Source organism: Bosea sp. (in: a-proteobacteria) (assembly GCA_023910605.1).
Lineage (GTDB): Bacteria > Pseudomonadota > Alphaproteobacteria > Rhizobiales > Beijerinckiaceae > Allobosea.
On the sequence record JAAVVV010000001.1, the window covers coordinates 397,501 to 416,803 of the forward strand.

Genomic DNA, 19,303 nt, shown 5'->3' on the forward strand with positions numbered 1-19,303 from the left:
GCCATCCGAAGACGGCTTTCATGATTAGAAAGACCAGTTTGCATGTCGAATATAACCCCTCTCACCCGAACAACCATTTGCATGGCTTTCCGAAGCAGCGGCCCTGGGGGACCGTCTTGCGGCTACATTCTCTCTTCACGATGACAAACAGCTCAACGATGACCGCACACCTCGCTGGAGGCTGCAATGCATCGAAACTTGCGACTTTATTTCCGGAATGTGACTGGTGGAGCCTATCGGGATCGAACCGATGACCTCATGCTTGCAAAGCACGCGCTCTCCCAGCTGAGCTAAGGCCCCCAACAGGTCAACACGCGAACTTTGGTGGGCCTGGGAGGACTTGAACCTCCGACCTCACGCTTATCAAGCGCGCGCTCTAACCAACTGAGCTACAAGCCCGAGATCACGCCGTCATGCGGCAGGCCTGGGCTTACGCCCGGCGCCATGATGACGACCCGGAAAGAAAGAGAAACGAAGACGGCGACATTCCGCAATTCGAAGCCGAAGCTTCTTTGTTCTGAAGAGTTCCGATAGAGCCGAAACCCTGAGGGAACTACCTTAGAAAGGAGGTGATCCAGCCGCAGGTTCCCCTACGGCTACCTTGTTACGACTTCACCCCAGTCGCTGAGCCTACCGTGGTCAGCTGCCTCCTTGCGGTTGGCGCACTGCCTTCGGGTAAACCCAACTCCCATGGTGTGACGGGCGGTGTGTACAAGGCCCGGGAACGTATTCACCGTGGCATGCTGATCCACGATTACTAGCGATTCCACCTTCATGCACTCGAGTTGCAGAGTGCAATCTGAACTGAGATGGCTTTTGGAGATTAGCTCGGGGTCGCCCCTTCGCTGCCCATTGTCACCACCATTGTAGCACGTGTGTAGCCCAGCCTGTAAGGGCCATGAGGACTTGACGTCATCCCCACCTTCCTCCGGCTTATCACCGGCAGTCCCTCTAGAGTTCCCAACTGAATGATGGCAACTAGAGGCGAGGGTTGCGCTCGTTGCGGGACTTAACCCAACATCTCACGACACGAGCTGACGACAGCCATGCAGCACCTGTGTTCACGCCAGCCGAACTGAAGGAAGTCATCTCTGACGACCAAACGTGACATGTCAAAAGCTGGTAAGGTTCTGCGCGTTGCTTCGAATTAAACCACATGCTCCACCGCTTGTGCGGGCCCCCGTCAATTCCTTTGAGTTTTAATCTTGCGACCGTACTCCCCAGGCGGAATGCTTAAAGCGTTAGCTGCGCCACTGAGCAGCAAGCTGCCCAACGGCTGGCATTCATCGTTTACGGCGTGGACTACCAGGGTATCTAATCCTGTTTGATCCCCACGCTTTCGCGCCTCAGCGTCAGAAATGGACCAGTAAGTCGCCTTCGCCACTGGTGTTCCACCGAATATCTACGAATTTCACCTCTACACTCGGTATTCCACTTACCTCTTCCATTCTCAAGACGATCAGTATCGAAGGCAATTCCAGGGTTGAGCCCTGGGCTTTCACCTCCGACTTAATCATCCGCCTACGCGCCCTTTACGCCCAGTGATTCCGAGCAACGCTAGCCCCCTTCGTATTACCGCGGCTGCTGGCACGAAGTTAGCCGGGGCTTATTCTTCCGGTACAGTCATTATCTTCCCGGATAAAAGAGCTTTACAACCCTAAGGCCTTCATCACTCACGCGGCATGGCTGGATCAGGCTTTCGCCCATTGTCCAATATTCCCCACTGCTGCCTCCCGTAGGAGTTTGGGCCGTGTCTCAGTCCCAATGTGGCTGATCATCCTCTCAGACCAGCTACTGATCGTCGCCTTGGTGAGCCATTACCTCACCAACTAGCTAATCAGACGCGGGCCAATCCTTCGGCGATAAATCTTTCCCCCTGGGGGCGTATCCGGTATTAGCTCAAGTTTCCCTGAGTTATTCCGAACCGAAGGGCATGTTCCCACGTGTTCCTCACCCGTCTGCCACTGACATCCGAAGATGCCCGTTCGACTTGCATGTGTTAAGCCTGCCGCCAGCGTTCGCTCTGAGCCAGGATCAAACTCTCAAGTTGGAGAGATTTGATGTGGCTGGTCACTGCGTATTGACGGAGTTCACACTTGATTGCTTTCGCAACCAAATAGTGAGCTCGAAAAACGCAAGACCGCCATGTCTCATCTAACGACCGGCCCGAAGGCCAGTCCGCAAGAACATCGCCGTCCACGTTTCTCTTTCTGTCTGCACTTGTCAAAGAGCGGCGCTTCAGGGACAACTTTTGCCTGAGGCCCGAAAGTGATTCGGAGCCTTGGGCAACCGTTTCTCAAGAGAAGCGCGGTCGCGGCGTCGCCGTGTGGCGTTGCCGTCGGTGTGGAGCGGATATAGTCGGCGCCGGGTCCGGGTGTCAACACCGATCTGGAACTTTTTTCGATTTTCTGGATTTTTGTTTGTCTCTCCGTCATCGGCCTGTCGCCAAATCCTGCGTGCGGCCCTGATTTGGCCGGAATTCGCATTTTCAAGCCCCATACGCTGGCTGATTGATTATGTCCGCGCATGCAGGCATGGTCTGCGCCTCGCAGCGTTGGCCGCCGCGCTCGTCTCCCGCGCCTGCGCGTCGGAGCCCGGAACGCCGGTCTGTGTGTCGCGCCACGCCAGGGCATGGAGTTTTCGGCCTCGCATGAACAGCCACACCGCCTTCCCGGTCCACGCAGCTCTGACCCAGACAGCTCTGCCCAAGGCAGGCCTGGCGTTAGTGGGCGCGTCGGGCGGCGGCTTGGACGCCGCTGGCGGGGTCGCCCCCCGGCGCCCGGCCCCGGCAGGGCAGGGCAGTCATCCCTATATGGGCGACGAACCCGCGATCAGCCTGGGGGCCGAGGCTCATCCTTCCACGGAGCGGCATGGTTTCTCCTATCGCTGGCTGGTGGCGAGCCTGCTGGTCGGTCTGTGCGGGTCGGCGCTGCTCGGCGGAGCGGTGTACATAGCCGTGCAGGGCGACACGATCTTCGCCGAGGCCCCGGAGCCCGTGCCAAGCGCGGCCGGCACGATCCCCGCCGGCCTTCCCTCGGCGCGCAAGGGCGACAAGCTTGTGCATCAGGCTGCCCTGCCGACCGCCCGCCAGGTGATCCGCGCGCCCTTCTCCCAGCGCGTTGGCGACCGCGAGGTCATCAAGAACCGCCCCTTCGTGCGCCTGTCCGCCGGCCTGTCCCTCACGGCCGGGACCTTGTCGGCCGGCATCCCTGCCTTCAACCCGCTGCGCCTGTTCTCGGAAGGCGGGCCGGGAACCGAGCGCATCGCCGACCAGCCGGCTGATGTGCCCGATGCGGATGTCGCGCTGGTCAAGCGCGATCTCGGCGCGATTCCCTTCAACGCGGCGGGCCCGGGCCTCTCCGATGCCGAGGTGATCGCGCAGCTGGATGAGGAGCGCGCCAACCTCGCCGCGGCCGGTCGTCGTGCGGTTCTGCCCATTCCGCCGCAGCTCATGCTCAGCCGCACGCTGCGCACCCCGGGCGAGGCGCTCGGCCCTCTGGCCTATGCGCCCGCCACCGACACGAGCTTTTCGAACATCGATGTGCGCGTCGTGCCCGAGAACCTGACCGAGCTCGCCAAGCAGCGGCCCGAGGCGACGCGCGAGGCCCCGGTCGAGGAGCGCCTTGTTCTGATACGGCGCGGCGAGACCTTCGACGCCGCCATGCGCAGCGCCGGCGCCACTGCGGAACAGGCGCGCACCATGGTTACGGCGCTGGGCGGCCGCGTCCGCGTCGCGGCCCTGCCCGAGGGCCAGGTGCTGCAGCTCACCACGCTCGCGCCCGCCCGCCCCGGCGAGCCGCGCCAGATCGTCAGGGTTGCGCTGGTCAGCGAGGGCCGCATCGATTCGATGGTGGCGCAGAACGATGCCGGCGCCTTCGTGCCCGTGGCGCTGGCGCGCGAGGAGGAAGAGCCGCGCGCCCGGCGCACGGTGCGCGGCCGCGCCGCTGCGAGCGATGATGACGCCGAGGACGAAGGCACGGGCGCACGGCTCTATGACAGCCTCTACGAAACGGCGCTGCGCTACGAGATGCCTCGCCCGCTCATCGACGAGATGGTGCGCATCTTCGCCCATGACATGGACTTCCAGCGGCGGGTCAGCGGCGGCGACAGCCTCGAGGTGATCTTCACCGATGAGGATGATGGCGAGGGCAGCCGCACAGAGCTCCTGTTCGCCAGCCTGTCGGTCGGCGGCGACACGCGCCGCGTCTATCGCTTCCACGCGCCCGACGACGGCATCATCGACTTCTTCGACGAAGAGGGCCGCTCGCTCAAGAAGTTCCTGCTGCGCAAGCCCGTTGCGGGCGATGTCGAGATGCGTTCGGGTTTCGGAATGCGCTCGCACCCGATCCTGCGCTATTCGAAGATGCACACGGGCGTGGACTGGGCCAATGGCCGGGTCGGCACACCGATCATCTCGGCAGGACACGGAACGGTCATCAAGGCCGGCTGGGACACCGGTTATGGCCGGCGTGTCGAGATCCAGCATGCCAATGGCTACGTTACAACCTACTCGCACATGGCGAGCTTCGCCCGCGGCATCGAGGAGGGCGCGCGCGTCCGTCAGGGCCAGGTCATCGGCACCATCGGCAACACCGGGCTGTCGACCGGCCCGCATCTGCATTACGAGGTCATCGTCAACGGCAGCTTCGTCAACCCGATGAAGATCCGTCTGCCCCGCGGGCGCGAACTCGAGGGCCGCATCCTTGCGGAGTTCGAGCGCCAGCGCCAGGCGATCGACGAGTTGATCGAGCGCGGCGGCGGTGCCCGCATCGTTGCATCCGCGCGTCAGAACTGAAGCGCGAGGCGGCTCGCGCCATGTCCATCACGTCATGACTTCTCTGCTGCTCATCGTGCTGCCAGTCTTCGTGCTGATCGCGATCGGCTATGTCACGCGCCGCTACGCCATCGTCTCGGACCGCACCGGCGATGGCCTCACCGATTTCGTCTTCACCCTCGCCGTCCCCTGCCTGCTCTTCCGCACGCTGGCCACGGCCGAGGTTCCGGCAGTGCAGCCCTGGGGCTACTGGATCTCCTATTTCGTCGGCGTGCTCGTGTGCTGGACCATAGCCATGCTGGTCGCGACACGGTTCTTCGGCCGCTCCGGCCCCGCCGCCGTGGCCTGCGGCTTTTCAGCAGCGCAATCCAACACCGTGCTGGTCGGCATTCCCATCATCCTCAAGGCCTTCGGCGATGCCGGCGCCGTGCCTCTGGCCCTGCTGCTGGCGGTGCATCTGCCTGTGACCATGACGGCGGCGACGCTGCTGGCGGAAGGCCGCAATGCCTCCTTGCGGCAGATCGGCCTCAAGCTCGCTACCCACCCCATCATCATCGGCATCGTGCTCGGCTCAGCCGTCCGGCCTTTCGTCGGGCTCACGCCCCAGCCGTTGTGGACCGTGGTCGACATGCTGGCGGGGGCTGCCGTGCCCTGCGCGCTGATCTGCCTCGGCATCGCGTTGTATCGCTACGGGCTCGAGAGCGGGCTGAAGCTGCCGCTCATCCTGAGCGCGCTGAAGCTGGGCCTGCATCCGCTCATCGTCTTCGTGCTGGCGACGCAGGTTTTCAGCATGCCTCCCGCCTGGGCTGGCGTCGCGGTGATGTTCGCGGCCTGCCCCTGCGGCATCAACGCCTATCTGTTCGCCGAACGCTACAAGGACGGCATGGCGGAAGCCTCGACCGCAATCGCTCTCTCGACGCTGCTCTCGGTCGTGACCATGATCGCCTGGCTCGCCATCCTGGGCGTCAGTCCCTGAGCCGACAGCCCCGGCAGCTCAACTGCCGAACCCGAGCCGGCGGCGCACATCGCCCGCGCTGATGCCCTCCGCCCGCAACATCGCCAGCGATGGGGAGCTTCGGCTCTTGGACAGTTTCTGGCCTTCTGCGTCGCGCAGCAGCGGATGAAACTGGTAGCGCGGCGTGGGAAGGCTCAGCAAGGCCTGCAGCAGCACATGGATATCCGTCTGCGCCTCCAGATCCTGACCGCGCACCACATGCGTCACGCCCTGGTCGGCATCATCCATCACAACGGCCAGATGATAGCTCGTGGGCGTCTCCTTGCGCGCCAGCACGACATCGCCCCAGCGCGCAGGGTTGACCTGGACCCAGGTTTCCGCGCCCTTGGGGCCGAAATGCCAGAAGCCGAGATCGCGCGGCGCGGCGGCGATGGCCTTGGGCATGTCGAGGCGCTGGGCGCGCGGCGCCGGCAGGCCCGAAGCCGTGGCCTGTCCCCGGCAGGCGCCGGCATAGACCAGCGCGCCATCAGGATCGCGGAGCGGAGGCGTGCCCTGTCGCCGCGCAAGCGCCTCGGCATCGACCCTGATCCGGCTGCGCGAGCAGTCGCAGGCATAGATCAGGCCCTCCCCCCGCAGCCGCGCCAGCGCGTCCGCATAGGCCGGCATCCGGGCCGACTGACGCCTCACCTCCGGCTCGAAGGCGATGCCCAGCCACCTCAGATCGTGCATGACCGCTTCCGCCAGCGCTGGCGTGCAGCGCACGGGGTCGATATCCTCCAGCCGCAGCAAAAGCCGCCCTCCCAGCCGTCTCGCCTCCGCTTCGTTCTGGAGCGCGGACAGGGCATGACCAAGGTGGAGCGCGCCATTGGGGCTGGGCGCGAAGCGCAGAACGGGTGGCGTCATGGACAAAGCTGTGGTTGGGGTTTGGCCGCCTGTAAAGCCCCGGGGTCACCGATGCGAGCCGATCCTGTCCGGATCATCATGAATGAAGCCGACATTGGCGAGGGACTTGCCGCCCTCGCCCGGCTCGACCCGGCCCTTGGCCCGATCATCGCCGCCGCGGGGCCCGTGCCGCTGCGGCGCGCTGCCGGCGGCTGGGCCGGGCTTGCGCAGGTCATCATCGGCCAGCAGGTCTCGGTCGCCTCGGCCCAGGCCATCTGGCGGCGGGTGACAGAGCGCTTCCCCGAGCTTGACGCGCAGGCGGTCTGCTCGGCCAGCGAGGTCGAGATGCGCGCCTGCGGGCTCTCCGGTCCCAAGATCAGGGCCCTGCGCGCCGCCGCTCTGGCGGCGCTGGCAGGCCGGCTCGACCTCGAGGCCGCGATCGGCGCGCCCGATCAGGACGTCCGCGCCATGCTTACGGCGGTGAGCGGCATCGGCCCCTGGACGGCTGACATCTACCTCATCATCCATCTCGGCCGCCCTGATGTGTTCGCGCCCGGCGATCTGGCCTTGCAGGAGGCCGCGCGAATCGGACTTGCACTGCCGGCGCGGCCCGATGCCCGGGCCATAGCCGCGCTTGCGGAGCGCTGGTCGCCCTGGCGCGCGGTGGCCGCACGCCTGCTCTGGGCCTACTACGCGCGGCTCAGGCAGCGCGAGGGCGTCGCACGTTGATGCGCAGACAGGCGCGCGGTGGTCAGTAGGTCCTCGCGCCGCCTGAGGCAGCGCCCCCCGCCCTGGCGACGGCAAGCTCGGCCTTGACGATGGTCTTGAGCATCACCTGATCGGTCGCGATCGAGCTCATGTGGAAGCCGCGCGCGATCATTTCCGCAGCCCTGGCGCCCGTCATGGCAAAGCAGCTTGCAATCTTGCCATGGGCCCGGGCCCGGGCCGCGACATGGGTGAGCGCGGCGTCCACCTCCGGATGGAACTGGTCCACCGTCTCACCGCGCGTCAGCGCGATCGAGAGATCGGACGGTCCGACGAACACGCCATCGATGCCCGGCACGGCGAGGATGTCGTCGAGGATGCCGAGCGCCTCGCGCGTCTCGATCATCGCGATGGTGAGCGTGATGTCGTTCGCCGCCTTGAGGTAGGCCACGCCATCGAGCCCCGTCAGGCCCGTCGCCCGGTAGGGTCCCCAGCTGCGCTCGCCGAGGGGCGGATACTTGGTGTAGGCCGCCAGCTTGCGGGCGTCCTCGATGGTGTTGATCATCGGGGCGACGATGCCGACCGCGCCGGCATCCAGCATGCGCGATGCGGCCGGGAAATCCCCCACAGGCGGGCGCACGAACACGGCCTTTCCGGCCACGGCGGCTGCCCCGATGGCCAGGATCGCCGACTGCGTCGTGTGCAGCCCGTGCTGCATGTCGATGATCGCCGTGTCGAAGCCGTCGCGCATCATGCTTTCCGTCACCAGCGGCTCGGCGAGCCCGATGAAGGCCGCGAAAGCCGGTGTGCCGCCACGCAGCGAGGCGGCGAAGCTGGTAAAGACGTTGGACATGGCGGTTTCCCCAAAAGCGGTGCTTGTCGCGCCATCAAAGCAGCCGCGCGCGCAAAAGGAAACGCCCGGCCAGGGGCCGGGCGTCATGCAGCTTTGGCAGGGCGCGGCGAAAGGGGCCAGCGCGTTGCGCGCTCGCTCAGCCCCTGGCGCGAATCGATTCGATCGCCTGCGCCATCATCTCGTCCATGGTGCGGCGGATCTGATGGTCGCTCTGCTCGACGCCGCCGGCGGCGAGGTCGGCCTTGACCTTGCGCATCACGTCGTCATCGCCTGCTTCCTCGAAGTCGGCGGCCACCACGCTTCGTGCATAGGCCTCGGCCTCGGCATCGGTCTTGCCGAGCTTTTCTGCGACCCACAGGCCGAGCATCTTGTTGCGCCGGGCCGTTGCCTTGAACAGGAGTTCCTCGTCATGGGCGAACTTCTTCTCAAATGCGTCCTTGCGGTCATCCATGCCGGCCATGGCAAAACTCCTCGGGGGTCAAATCGCGTGCGGAGACAAGCGCTCCGGACATCTTCGGCGATATAATGGCAGGCCGGCCATTTCGCCAGCGGCCATTCGGCCCGGACGTGGCGTGCGCCGCGAAAACTTGCGCTTGGGCGGCGAAACCGCCATATGGCGCTCTGGACAACTCTCACGCATGACAGGCAGACCCCCAAACCAAAGGTCGCGCCTTCCATGGATTTCCTCAAACTGCGGATGTTTCCTATGACCCGTCGCCGTCGCATCTACGAGGGCAAGGCCAAGGTCCTTTATGAAGGTCCGGAGCCCGGCACGCTGATCCAGCACTTCAAGGACGACGCCACCGCCTTCAATGCCCAGAAGCACGAGGTCATCGACGGCAAGGGCGTGCTCAACAACCGCATCAGCGAGTTTCTGTTTCAGAACCTCAATGACATGGGCGTTCCGACCCATTTCATCCGCCGGCTCAACATGCGCGAGCAGCTGATCCGCGAGGTCGAGATCATCCCGCTTGAGGTTGTGGTGCGCAACATCGCCGCCGGCTCGCTCGCCAAGAAGCTCGGCATCGAGGAAGGCACGCAGCTGCCCCGCTCGATCATCGAATTCTACTACAAGAATGACGCGCTCGGCGATCCGATGGTCTCCGAAGAGCACATCACCGCCTTCGGCTGGGCGACCCCGCAGGAGATCGACGACATCATGGCGCTGGCAATCCGCGTCAATGATTTCCTCTCGGGCCTGTTCCTGGGCGCCGGCATCCGTCTCGTCGACTTCAAGATCGAGTGCGGCCGCCTCTGGGAGGGCGAATTGATGCGCATTGTCATCGCCGACGAGATCAGCCCCGATTCATGCCGCCTTTGGGACATCAAGACCAAGGACAAGATGGACAAGGACCGCTTCCGGAAGGATCTGGGCGGTTTGATCGAGGCCTACACGGAAGTTGCGCGCCGGCTCGGAATCATCGTCGAGGGCGAGCGCCCGGTCAGCAACGGCCCGCGTCTGGTGCAGTGAGCCCCCGGCCCCTGGCGGTGGCGCCATGGCCTGCCCGATGCGCCTGACGCAGGGGGCCGCGACGCGCCATGGGCTGCCGCAGAGCCGCCGATTTATCGCGCTCGTCGCCCTTGGCGCGCTTGCGCTGACGATGACGGGCTGCCAGTTCCCGCCGCGCAACCACTACAGCGCCGGCACGCTTCCCTTCCCCGCTGCGGAGGGCTGGGCGCAGCTGCCCACCGCAAGCATGCTCGCGGAAGCCGGCATCGAACCGACGGACACCTTCCTGTGCCGGCCCGAGATGTGCGGCGACCCTGCGCTGGTGACGCGCATCGCGCTTTCGGCGCACGAGGCCGGGTTCGTGGACCAGCTTGCCGCCGACCCCGCCCATCTGCTCTCGCGTGCAAGGCCCAGCCACCCGCCGCTCAGGCCGCAGCGCCGCGCGCTTCAGATCGTTCCCCTAGCCGTGGGCGCCTGGCGCGGCGCATCGGTCGAGATCGGATCGACCGCGCCGGGCGCGCGCGCCGCCCATCTCGTCATACTCGGCCGTCGCCTCGCCATCGGCGCGGAGCTGATGGTCACGGTCGCGCCAAGCGCGGATGCCGCGCGGCGCCTTGCGGGCCAGGCGGTGTGGTGAAGGCGCGGCCATGACGGCGCGCGCGAAAAATCCGCGCCCGGGACGGGTCCGCCCTTGCACCGCGCCGCCCGATGAGGTTTGACGGCGCCAGAGTCTGCGGCCGGTCCTGACCCACGCCGCGCCCCAGGGAGTCCTGCCATGAAAGCGCGCGTCATCGTGACCTTGAAGGCTGCCGCAGAGCCGCCGATTTATCGCGCTCGTCGCCCTTGGCGCGCTTGCGCTGACGATGACGGGCTGCCAGTTCCCGCCGCGCAACCACTACAGCGCCGGCACGCTTCCCTTCTCCGCTGCGGAGGGCTGGGCGCAGCTGCCCACCGCAAGCATGCTCGCGGAAGCCGGCATCGAACCGACGGACACCTTCCTGTGCCGGCCCGAGATGTGCGGCGACCCTGCGCTGGTGACGCGCATCGCGCTTTCGGCGCACGAGGCCGGGTTCGTGGACCAGCTTGCCGCCGACCCCGCCCATCTGCTCTCGCGTGCAAGGCCCAGCCACCCGCCGCTCAGGCCGCAGCGCCGCGCGCTTCAGATCGTTCCCCTAGCCGTGGGCGCCTGGCGCGGCGCATCGGTCGAGATCGGATCGACCGCGCCGGGCGCGCGCGCCGCCCATCTCGTCATACTCGGCCGTCGCCTCGCCATCGGCGCGGAGCTGATGGTCACGGTCGCGCCAAGCGCGGATGCCGCGCGGCGCCTTGCGGGCCAGGCGGTGTGGTGAAGGCGCGGCCATGACGGCGCGCGCGAAAAATCCGCGCCCGGGACGGGTCCGCCCTTGCACCGCGCCGCCCGATGAGGTTTGACGGCGCCAGAGTCTGCGGCCGGTCCTGACCCACGCCGCGCCCCAGGGAGTCCTGCCATGAAAGCGCGCGTCATCGTGACCTTGAAGACCGGGGTGCTCGACCCGCAAGGCAAGGCCATCGAGGGTGCGCTCGGCTCGCTCGGCATCGCCGGGGTCGAATCGGTGCGTCAGGGCAAGGTCTTCGACATCGAGCTGAACGCATCGGGGCGTGAATCAGCCGAGGCGGCGCTGTCGGCCGCCTGTGAGAGGCTCCTCGCCAACACGGTCATCGAGAACTACCGCATCGAAATCCTGGGCTGATCGGAGAACGGCATGCGTGCGGCGGTCATCACCTTTCCGGGCTCCAATCGCGAGGGCGACGTGGCGCGGGCGCTGGCCTCGGCTGGCGCGACCGTCAGCCATGCCTGGCACGCCGACAGCGCCCTGCCCGACGCCACCGATCTCGTCGTGCTGCCGGGCGGCTTTTCCTATGGCGACTATCTCAGGACAGGCGCCATCGCCGCCCGCGCGGCGATCATGGATGCGGTGCGCGCCCATGCCGCCGGCGGCGGCTACGTTCTGGCGATCTGCAACGGCTTCCAGATCGCTTGCGAGTCAGGCCTGCTGCCGGGCGTTCTGGTGCGCAACGCCAACCTCCGTTTCGTGTGCAGGCGCCAGCATCTGCGCGTCGAGCGCGCCGACACCGCCTTCACCCGCGCCTACAGCGCCGGTCAGGCCATCGATGTCTGCATCGCCCATGGCGAAGGCAACTACATCTGCGATGCGGACACGCTGGCGAGGATCGAGGGCGACGGTCTGGTGGCCTTCCGCTATTGCAACGCCGAGGCCGAGGTCACGGCGGCGGCCAACCCAAACGGCTCGCTCAACGGCATCGCCGGCATCTATTCCGACAAGCTCAACGTGCTGGGAATGATGCCCCACCCCGAGAACCTGATCGAGACGCTTGTGGGCGGCACCGATGGCCGCGGCCTGTTCGACAGCCTCATGGGCCGTCGGGCCGCCTGATCACTTCGGCGCCAGCCGGATGGCGCCGTCGAGCCGGATCGTCGCGCCGTTGAGCATGTCGTTCTCGATGATCGAGCGCGCGAGAGCTGCGTATTCAGCCGGCTTGCCCAGCCGCGATGGGTGCGGCACGGATTGCTCGAGCGCCTTGCGGTAATCATCGGCAATGGACGCGAACATGGGCGTCTCGAACAGGCCTGGCAGGATGGTGACGACCCTGATCCCCGAAGAGGCGAGGTCGCGCGCCACCGGCAGCGTCAACGACGCGACGCCCCCCTTGGACGCCGCATAGGCCGCCTGCCCGATCTGGCCGTCCTCGGCCGCCACCGAGGCCGTGTTGATGATGACGCCACGCGAGCCATCCTCGGTGACCGGCGCGAGCGCCGCCATCGAAACCGCGCAGCGCGCGATCATGCGGAAGGTGCCGACGAGGTTGATCGCCACGGTCTTCTCGAAACTGGCCATGTCATGGGCCATGAGTTCGCCCGTGTCGCGCTTGCGCGAGACGACGCGCTTGCCCGGCGCCACGCCCGCGCAATTGACAAGGATGCGCTCGGGTCCATGCGCCGCCCGGGCAGCGAGGAGCGCCGCATCGACCGAAGCGTCGGAGGTCACGTCGCAGGCGCAGAACACGCCGCCGATCTCGGCCGCGATCGCCGCTCCCCGTTCCGCATTGAGGTCGAGCGCCGCGACCTTGACGCCTTGCCCCGCCAGCATCCGGGCGGTCGCCTCGCCCAGCCCCGAGGCCGCGCCAGTCACCACGGCGGCCATGCCTTCGACAAGCTTCATGAAGTCCTCCCATCATGCATTGGCAGCGCTACCACAAAAGCGGGGGCGCGGGAGCTGCGGCCTGCGTGCGCAGATGCTCATCCGGCGCACCGGCTCTTGCGCAGGGTCGGCGGCCGGGCCATCTTTCCATCGTTTCGCGGGGGGGCCGCGTTCGCTACGCCAGATTGGGGGGTCGATTGTCCAGCTCGTTCAACACGCGCTTCAGCCCGCAGGAGATCAAGGCCATGCGCAAGCTCGCCGCCGACGAAGACGGCCTCGGCAGCCGCCTCCTCGACCTCATCCGCCGCGCCGCGCGGTCCGTGCCCTTTGCCGAGGATGCGCTGGCCGCCTGGTATTGCGCGCGCGATCCTGCGACGCCCTCGCGCGTGCGGATGATTCTGATGTCGGCGGTGGCCTATTTCGTCCTGCCGATCGATGCCGTGCCGGACCTGCTGCCCTTCCTCGGCTTCACCGACGATGCGGCCGTGATCGCAGCTGCGCTGGCGGCAGTGGCGACGCATCTGCGGCCCGAGCATCGCGACAAGGCGCGCGAGACCCTCGCCGGTTTGTGAACGACCGGCTCCGGGCAGGTCGGGCCCTACAGGTCCGGGCCTCACAGGTCCGGGCCTCAGGTGGCCTCGACCACCCCTTCGGCTTCAAGCATGCGCCTGAGGCGGGTGAAGGCAAGGCGGATGCGCGATTTCACGGTGCCCAGCGGCAACCCTGTCGTTTCTGCGATCTGGCTGTGGGATAGCCCTTCGAAGAAAGCCAGCTTCACGAGCTCGAGCTGCTCGGGCGGCAGCGTGACCAGGGCCCCGCGCACCACTTCCTCGCGCTGCTGGATGTCGAGCAGCTTGTCGAGATCAGGGCTTGCGGCGGGCTGGAGCATCGGCTCGTCCGGATCGAACTCGCCCCGTTCGCGGCGCGCCAGATCGATGCGCCGGTTGCGCGCGATGCGGTAAAGCCAGGTGGAGAGCGACGACTTGGCGGGGTCGAACAACGACGCCTTGCGCCAGAGCGTCGACATCGCATCCTGCACGATCTCCTCGGCAAGCGCGGAATCGGTCCCCAGGCGCATCAGATACGCGTTGAGGCGCGGCGCGAAATGATCGAACAGCCGCGTGAACGCGGCACGGTCGCGGCGCTCAGCCACGTCCGCAACCCATGCCGCAAACTCTGCCGGGTTCGACACCGTTGATCCCTCGTCGGATCGTGGACCTGAAACGGCCCTTGACGGCGTCCGCTCTCGACATCCCCGATCAGCGCATGCGGCCTACGACCCCCGTGGCCATCATGCACCGATCAACATTGACACGTTTCCCCCGGGAACGGAACCCACATAACCGGTCTCGCAATTTTGCCTGCTTCGTGGCATTGAGAACGCGGCGCTGCGGCCCGCTGCATCGCGCCGCGCTGTCCGGACCTTTTCCCCTCGCCAGACCCGTCCCCTCGACCTGACCTCAAGAAATGCCGACATGACGAAGATCCTCGCCTTTGCGACCATGCTCCTGATCCCGGCCCTGACCATGGCTGCTCCCGCCTCGGCGCAGCAGCGGGCCCAGCAGCCGGCCCGGCCGGCCGCCGCGCCGGCGGGACAGGGGCAGGCCCTCGAGCTCGGCACCTTCGGCGAATGGGCGGCCTATGCCTCGCAGAGCGGCCGCAACAAGGTCTGCTACATCCTGACCAGGCCGAAGGAGCGCCTGCCCCGGACGCTGACCCGCGATCCGGGCTATCTGTTCATCACCAGCCGCCCGGCCGAGCAGGTGCGCAACGAGGTCAGCTTCGTGCTCGGCTTCGCCGCGCGCGAGACGACGCCGGGCGAAGCGACGATCGGCACCGCCAATTTCGCGCTGGCGCCCAAGGGCCGCAACGCCTGGATCGCCAATGCAGCCGAGGAGACCGCCTTCATCGAGGCGGCACGGCGCGGCCAGACGCTCAGCGTCAAGGTCACCTCCGGCCGCGGCAACCTCAGCACCGACCGCTTTTCGCTGGCGGGGCTGACCCAGGCGCTGGAGCGGATGCGCCGCGAGTGCCCGTGATCGGTTCAGCCTGATCCGGAATCTGCCGCCGGCATCGAGCGAAGCTGGAGTCCCCCGGGCTTCCGATTCGGCTTTCCGGGCGCAATATGCTAGGGCCGCGTGCAACACGGCAGATCGCCGGAGCCAAGCGCGGCGCGGCGTCGCAGCATTGGCGCTTTGCAGGCCAGAGCCGTGCAGGAACCCGAAGGCCAGACCCGATGTCCATCGCCACATCTGAGACGACCGAGCTTCAAGGCGGACTGGCCGAAGCCTCGCCTGCGACTGTCCCGTCGCCTGCATCCGAAGCGGCTTCCGCGACCCGCCCGAGCCTGGCGGGCCGCACCCGCGCCGGCATCACGCAGGCGCTGGCGGAGATCGGCGTGCCGCTCAAGGAGCAGCGCATGCGCACCGGGCAGATCTGGAACTGGATCTACCATCACGGCGTGCGGGATTTCTCCGAGATCCGGAATGTCGGCAAGGACCTGAAGTCCGCCCTCGAGGCAAGCTTCACCCTGGCCCGCCCCGAGGTGACCGCAGCGCAGGTCTCGCGCGACGGCACCCGCAAATGGCTGCTGCGCATGCCTTCGACAGGGGCGCGGGATGGCATCAGGGGCGGCGCCGGCGTGGAAATCGAGTGCGTCTACATTCCCGAGAACGACCGCGGGACCCTGTGCGTGTCGAGCCAGGTCGGTTGCACGCTGACCTGCACCTTCTGCCACACGGGCACCCAGCGGCTGGTGCGCAATCTGAGCGCAGGGGAAATCGTCGCGCAGCTGCTGGTGGCGCGCGACCAGATCGGCGATTTTCCCGGCCGGCCCCGGCCCACCGACGGCTTCGTGCCGGATGATGGCGGCCGCTTCATCACCAACATCGTCTTCATGGGGATGGGCGAGCCGCTCTACAATCTCGACGCCGTGTCCGACGCCATCGACACGATCTCCGACGGGGATGGGCTTTCGCTCGGCCGGCGCCGGATCACTGTCTCGACCTCCGGCGTGGCGCCGGAGATCGGCCCGCTTGGAGCGCGCACCAATGCGATGCTGGCGATCTCGCTGCATGCCGTGCGCGATGATCTGCGCAACGAGCTTGTGCCGCTCAATCGCAAATACCCGATCGCGGAGCTGCTCGATGCCTGCCGGGCCTACCCCGGCCTGTCAAACGCGCGGCGCATCACCTTCGAATATGTCATGCTCAAGGGCGTGAATGATTCGGACGCCGAGGCGCGCGAGCTTGTGCGCCTGCTCAAGGGCATCCCGGCCAAGATCAACCTCATCCCGTTCAATCCCTGGCCGGGCACGAGATACGCCTGCTCGGATTGGGACCGCATCGAGCGCTTTTCCGACATCGTGTTCCGTGCGGGCTATGCCTCGCCCGTCCGCACCCCGCGCGGCCGTGACATCCTCGCCGCCTGCGGCCAGCTCAAGAGCGAAACCGAGAAGCTCTCGGCCCGGGCGCGCCTGATGCAGCACGATGATCTGTCCGCCACCCCCCAGGCGGCGCCCGGCGCAGCCGCCTGAGCCCGGCCATGCACGGCGTTGCCCGGATCCTGCTGATCATCCCGCTGGGCCTTCTGATCGCCTTCGGCGCGGGCAGTTTGTTCCTGATGTTGGCCACCGTGGTTTCGGCCCCGCTGGCAGAACTGGTCTTCGGCATGCTCAACGCCTTCGCCGAGGTGGTGTTCGGGCTGGCCATGGAAGGCCAGGACCCGACGGCGCTGGCTGGCTCCGCCAGCCTGCTGCTCTTGAAGCTGGCTGCCGCCACCCTCGTCGCGCCTGTTCTGATCACGGCGCTCGCCAGCGAGATCTTTCGCATCGGAGGCGGCCTCGTGCAGATGAGCCTGTGCGGCTTGCTGGCCGCCGCCCTGCCCGCCGCCGTGATCGGGCTGAACCGCCTTCCCAGCAGCGCCGAAAGCCAGGTGCTGGCGGCTCTGTTCCTGACCGGCGTCGTCACCGGCGCGGTCTACTGGCTGATCGCCGGGCGCGGGGCGCGGGCCCCGATCTCGCGCGAGGTCAGCGCCCCGCCTGCGTCAGCAGGATCTTGACCGCGAACAGGCCGAAGATTCCGCCAAAGACGTAATCGATGGCCCGCAGCGCCTTCGGTCGCGCCGTGAGGTATCCGATCAGGCGTTCTGCCCCGAGAATCATCAGAATCGCGAGCGGGATGGAGATTGCCACGAGGTAGAGGCCCATAAACAGCATCTTGGCCGGCGCGTGCGGATCTCCCGCGCTCACGAACTGCGGCAGGAAGGTCACGTAGAAGAGCACCACCTTCGGGTTGGAGAGGTTGATGCCGATCCCCATCAGGAAGGTGCGCCACACTCCGCGCCGCTGCAGGGCCGGATCGGCCCCGGCCTTGACGCTGAGGGACGAGCCATTGCGGATCGCGTCAAACGCCATCCAGCCCAGATAGATCGCGCCGATCATCTTGAGGATGATGAAGGCCGTCTCGGAAGCATTAAGCAGCGCCGAGAGGCCGAGCGCGGCGAGCGCGGAGTGCAGCACCGAGCCGGCCATGGCCCCCGCCATCGCCGCCATGCCGTGGCTGCGTCCCCCGCTGAGGGTCTTCGACAGGAACAGGCTCATGTCGGGGCCCGGCGTGATGAACAGGACGAGACAGGCCAAGGTGTAGGCGATCAGGATCTGCCCGTCCGGCAGGAAGGTCATGACGCGGTGCGATCCCGCTCAATCGCCGATCGCGACGCCTTCGCGTCGCGAATCAGCGCCGCCCAGATAACCGATGGGCGACACGACGATGGCCTGGATGCCCGACGTCATCTCGATGGGACGCACCTCGTGGCCCTTGGCCTGGAGCGCCGCGGTCCAGCCTTCGGCTTCGGTGCCGCGCTCGATCTCGGTGGGGCCGTTGCGGCTGCCGAAATTGGGAAAGTCCACCGCCTGCTGCGGATCAAGCCGCCAGTCGAGGATGCCGATCAGCGTCTTGGCCACATAGCCGATGATCTGGCTGCCGCCGGGCGAGCCCACCACCGCGTGCAGCCGCCCGAACGCGTCGAAGACCAGCGTGGGGGCCATGGACGAGCGCGGCCGCTTGCCGGGCTCGACGCGATTCGCCACAGGCACGCCGTTAACGCTCGGCACGAAGTTGAAGTCGGTCAGCTCGTTGTTGAGCAGGAAGCCGCCCTTGGTCATGATCCGTGCGCCGAAGCCGTCCTCGATGGTCGTGGTCATCGAGATCGCATCGCCCTGACCGTCGATGATCGAGATATGGCTGGTTCCATATTCGATCTGGTCATCGGCTGGCGCCAGAAGCTGCGCCCTGCGCCGCGGCGGCTCGCCTGCGCGGGCCGTTCCCAGCGAGCGCTCCTCGCTCATCAGGTTCGCCCGGCTGCCAAGATAGGCCGGGTCGATCATGCCGCTTGCAGGCACATCGACGAAGGCGGGGTCGCCCACGAACAGGTTGCGGTCGGCGAAGGCGAGGCGCCCCGCTTCCGCGATCCAGTGGGCGGCCTGCGGGCCGGGGCCCATCCGGGAGAGATCGAATCGCTCGACGATCCCGAGGATCTGCTGCACGGCCAGCGCGCCGGAGCTGGGCGGGCCCATGCCGCAGATCGTGTAGACCCGGTAGCGGCCGCACTGCGCCTCGCGCTCGACCACGCGGTAGCCGGCGAGGTCAGCCAGTGTGATGTCACCGGGATTGGTCGGATGGCCGGTCACGGTCGCCACGATGTCGGCAGCGACCGGCCCCGCATAGAAGGCCGCCGCGCCTTCCGCCGCCACCCGCTTCAGCGTCTCCGCAAAGGCAGGGTTCTTCAGCGTATGGCCGACAGCCCGCGCCGCGCCCGCCTCGTCATAGAAATAGGCGCGCGCGACGGGGTCTGCCTTCAGCGCCGTCTCGCGCGAGAGCAGCCCGTTGAGGCGGGGCGACACGGCGAAGCCGTCCTCGGCCAGCTTCACGGCGGGCGCGATCACCCTGGCCCAGGGCAGCTTGCCCCAGCGCTTGTGCGCATCCTCGAGCAGCTTCAGCGTTCCGGGCACGCCGACCGACCGGCCGCCCACGACCGCGGCCATGAAGCCCAGAGGCTTGCCGTCCGCTCCGATGAATCGCTCTGGCTTGGCGGCGGCGGGGGCTGTCTCGCGGCCGTCGAGCGTCGTCACCTTCCGGGCCGACTGGCTCCAGTGGACCAGGAAAGCGCCGCCGCCGATGCCCGAGCTTTGCGGCTCGACGAGGTTGAGCACGAGCTGCACGGTGATGGCGGCGTCGACAGCGCTGCCGCCATCGCGCAGGATCTGCCGGCCGGCCTCGGCTGCGAGAGGGTTTGCGGCCGCCACCATGTGGCGCTGCGCATAGCCCATGGCCTTCTGCATGCGCCCGGTGGCGCCCTCGGGCGCGAGCGCGGCGGGCGGCGCAGGCGGCGCGCCTTGCGCCAAGACGGGGCCCCTGAACGACGGGTGCGCGCAAAGACTGATCAACGACGCGGCGAACACGGTGGCAAGGCGGATCATGGTGGG

19 protein-coding genes, 2 tRNA genes and 1 rRNA gene are annotated in these 19,303 nt (G+C 67.0%); 12 read left to right on the forward strand and 10 right to left on the reverse strand.

Translation table 11 applies throughout. The annotated features are described in order from the left end of the window. Positions 1-224 precede the first annotated feature (224 nt). The 3 genes from HEQ16_02060 to HEQ16_02070 all read right to left on the reverse strand — a co-directional run bounded on the left by HEQ16_02060 (position 225) and on the right by HEQ16_02070 (position 2,055). Positions 225-300, reverse strand: a tRNA-Ala gene (locus tag HEQ16_02060). Positions 301-322: 22 nt separating this feature from the next. Then, positions 323-399 (reverse strand) — tRNA-Ile (locus HEQ16_02065). A 158-nt stretch (positions 400-557) separates the two neighbouring features. After that, positions 558-2,055, reverse strand: a 16S ribosomal RNA gene (locus HEQ16_02070). Positions 2,056-2,812: 757 nt separating this feature from the next. On the opposite strand from HEQ16_02070, the gene HEQ16_02075 reads away from it, so the two are divergent. Next, a complete protein-coding gene (locus HEQ16_02075) occupies positions 2,813-4,795 on the forward strand; it encodes a M23 family metallopeptidase (GenBank protein MCO4052843.1) in 1,983 nt (660 codons plus the stop codon). 34 nt (positions 4,796-4,829) lie between these two features. Next, a complete protein-coding gene (locus HEQ16_02080) occupies positions 4,830-5,750 on the forward strand; it encodes an AEC family transporter (protein MCO4052844.1) in 921 nt (306 codons plus the stop codon). Between the two features lie 18 nt (positions 5,751-5,768). Here the strand turns inward: HEQ16_02080 and HEQ16_02085 are convergent, their stop codons facing one another. Beyond that, positions 5,769-6,632: a tRNA glutamyl-Q(34) synthetase GluQRS gene (locus tag HEQ16_02085; protein ID MCO4052845.1), complete on the reverse strand. Its 864-nt coding sequence runs from the start codon at positions 6,630-6,632 to the stop codon at positions 5,769-5,771. Between the two features lie 51 nt (positions 6,633-6,683). On the opposite strand from HEQ16_02085, the gene HEQ16_02090 reads away from it, so the two are divergent. Then, complete coding sequence (locus HEQ16_02090) at positions 6,684-7,340, forward strand: DNA-3-methyladenine glycosylase 2 family protein (GenBank protein MCO4052846.1); 657 nt, start codon at positions 6,684-6,686, stop codon at positions 7,338-7,340. Between the two features lie 22 nt (positions 7,341-7,362). Here HEQ16_02090 and HEQ16_02095 read toward each other — a convergent pair whose 3' ends face one another. Further along, entirely contained in the window at positions 7,363-8,169 is an 807-nt protein-coding gene (locus HEQ16_02095; protein MCO4052847.1) for a hydroxyacid aldolase, read from the reverse strand. Positions 8,170-8,305: 136 nt separating this feature from the next. Further along, positions 8,306-8,629: a DUF1476 domain-containing protein gene (locus HEQ16_02100; protein MCO4052848.1), complete on the reverse strand. Its 324-nt coding sequence runs from the start codon at positions 8,627-8,629 to the stop codon at positions 8,306-8,308. 216 nt (positions 8,630-8,845) lie between these two features. Here HEQ16_02100 and HEQ16_02105 point away from each other — a divergent pair, with 216 nt between their 5' ends. The 5 genes from HEQ16_02105 to purQ all read left to right on the forward strand — a co-directional run bounded on the left by HEQ16_02105 (position 8,846) and on the right by purQ (position 12,054). Further along, positions 8,846-9,640, forward strand: coding sequence for a phosphoribosylaminoimidazolesuccinocarboxamide synthase (locus HEQ16_02105; protein MCO4052849.1), 795 nt, complete (start codon positions 8,846-8,848; stop codon positions 9,638-9,640). 37 nt (positions 9,641-9,677) lie between these two features. After that, the gene (locus tag HEQ16_02110) at positions 9,678-10,256 is read left to right on the forward strand and encodes a hypothetical protein (GenBank protein MCO4052850.1); all 579 of its coding nucleotides are present in this window, start codon (positions 9,678-9,680) and stop codon (positions 10,254-10,256) included. Positions 10,257-10,482: 226 nt separating this feature from the next. Next, positions 10,483-10,968 (forward strand): hypothetical protein, encoded by a 486-nt coding sequence (locus tag HEQ16_02115; protein ID MCO4052851.1) that lies wholly within the window; start codon positions 10,483-10,485, stop codon positions 10,966-10,968. A 138-nt stretch (positions 10,969-11,106) separates the two neighbouring features. After that, positions 11,107-11,349, forward strand: coding sequence for a phosphoribosylformylglycinamidine synthase subunit PurS (gene purS, locus HEQ16_02120; protein MCO4052852.1), 243 nt, complete (start codon positions 11,107-11,109; stop codon positions 11,347-11,349). Between the two features lie 12 nt (positions 11,350-11,361). After that, positions 11,362-12,054 carry a phosphoribosylformylglycinamidine synthase subunit PurQ gene (gene purQ / locus HEQ16_02125; GenBank protein MCO4052853.1) on the forward strand — a complete coding sequence of 231 codons (693 nt, stop codon included), beginning with the start codon at positions 11,362-11,364 and terminating at the stop codon, positions 12,052-12,054. On the opposite strand, the gene HEQ16_02130 is transcribed toward purQ, so the two are convergent. After that, positions 12,055-12,840 (reverse strand): SDR family NAD(P)-dependent oxidoreductase, encoded by a 786-nt coding sequence (locus tag HEQ16_02130; GenBank protein MCO4052854.1) that lies wholly within the window; start codon positions 12,838-12,840, stop codon positions 12,055-12,057. 224 nt (positions 12,841-13,064) lie between these two features. Here HEQ16_02130 and HEQ16_02135 point away from each other — a divergent pair, with 224 nt between their 5' ends. Next, on the forward strand, positions 13,065-13,391 hold the full coding sequence (locus tag HEQ16_02135) for a DUF1232 domain-containing protein (GenBank protein ID MCO4052855.1): 327 nt from the start codon (positions 13,065-13,067) through the stop codon (positions 13,389-13,391). A 56-nt stretch (positions 13,392-13,447) separates the two neighbouring features. On the opposite strand, the gene HEQ16_02140 is transcribed toward HEQ16_02135, so the two are convergent. Further along, positions 13,448-14,011, reverse strand: a complete 564-nt coding sequence (locus HEQ16_02140; protein MCO4052856.1) for a sigma-70 family RNA polymerase sigma factor — start codon at positions 14,009-14,011, stop codon at positions 13,448-13,450. Between the two features lie 334 nt (positions 14,012-14,345). Here HEQ16_02140 and HEQ16_02145 point away from each other — a divergent pair, with 334 nt between their 5' ends. From HEQ16_02145 to HEQ16_02155, 3 genes are all read left to right on the forward strand, one after another. After that, positions 14,346-14,858 (forward strand): hypothetical protein, encoded by a 513-nt coding sequence (locus HEQ16_02145; GenBank protein ID MCO4052857.1) that lies wholly within the window; start codon positions 14,346-14,348, stop codon positions 14,856-14,858. Positions 14,859-15,055: 197 nt separating this feature from the next. Then, positions 15,056-16,354 (forward strand): 23S rRNA (adenine(2503)-C(2))-methyltransferase RlmN, encoded by a 1,299-nt coding sequence (rlmN, locus tag HEQ16_02150; protein MCO4052858.1) that lies wholly within the window; start codon positions 15,056-15,058, stop codon positions 16,352-16,354. Positions 16,355-16,362: 8 nt separating this feature from the next. Continuing rightward, a complete protein-coding gene (locus tag HEQ16_02155; GenBank protein ID MCO4052859.1) occupies positions 16,363-16,878 on the forward strand; it encodes a hypothetical protein in 516 nt (171 codons plus the stop codon). Here the strand turns inward: HEQ16_02155 and HEQ16_02160 are convergent. Continuing rightward, entirely contained in the window at positions 16,847-17,500 is a 654-nt protein-coding gene (locus tag HEQ16_02160; protein ID MCO4052860.1) for a LysE family translocator, read from the reverse strand. The two genes, HEQ16_02155 and HEQ16_02160, sit on opposite strands and share 32 nt — an antisense overlap. 18 nt (positions 17,501-17,518) lie before the next feature. Further along, entirely contained in the window at positions 17,519-19,297 is a 1,779-nt protein-coding gene (ggt, locus tag HEQ16_02165) for a gamma-glutamyltransferase (protein MCO4052861.1), read from the reverse strand. Between the last annotated feature and the right edge of the window lie 6 nt (positions 19,298-19,303).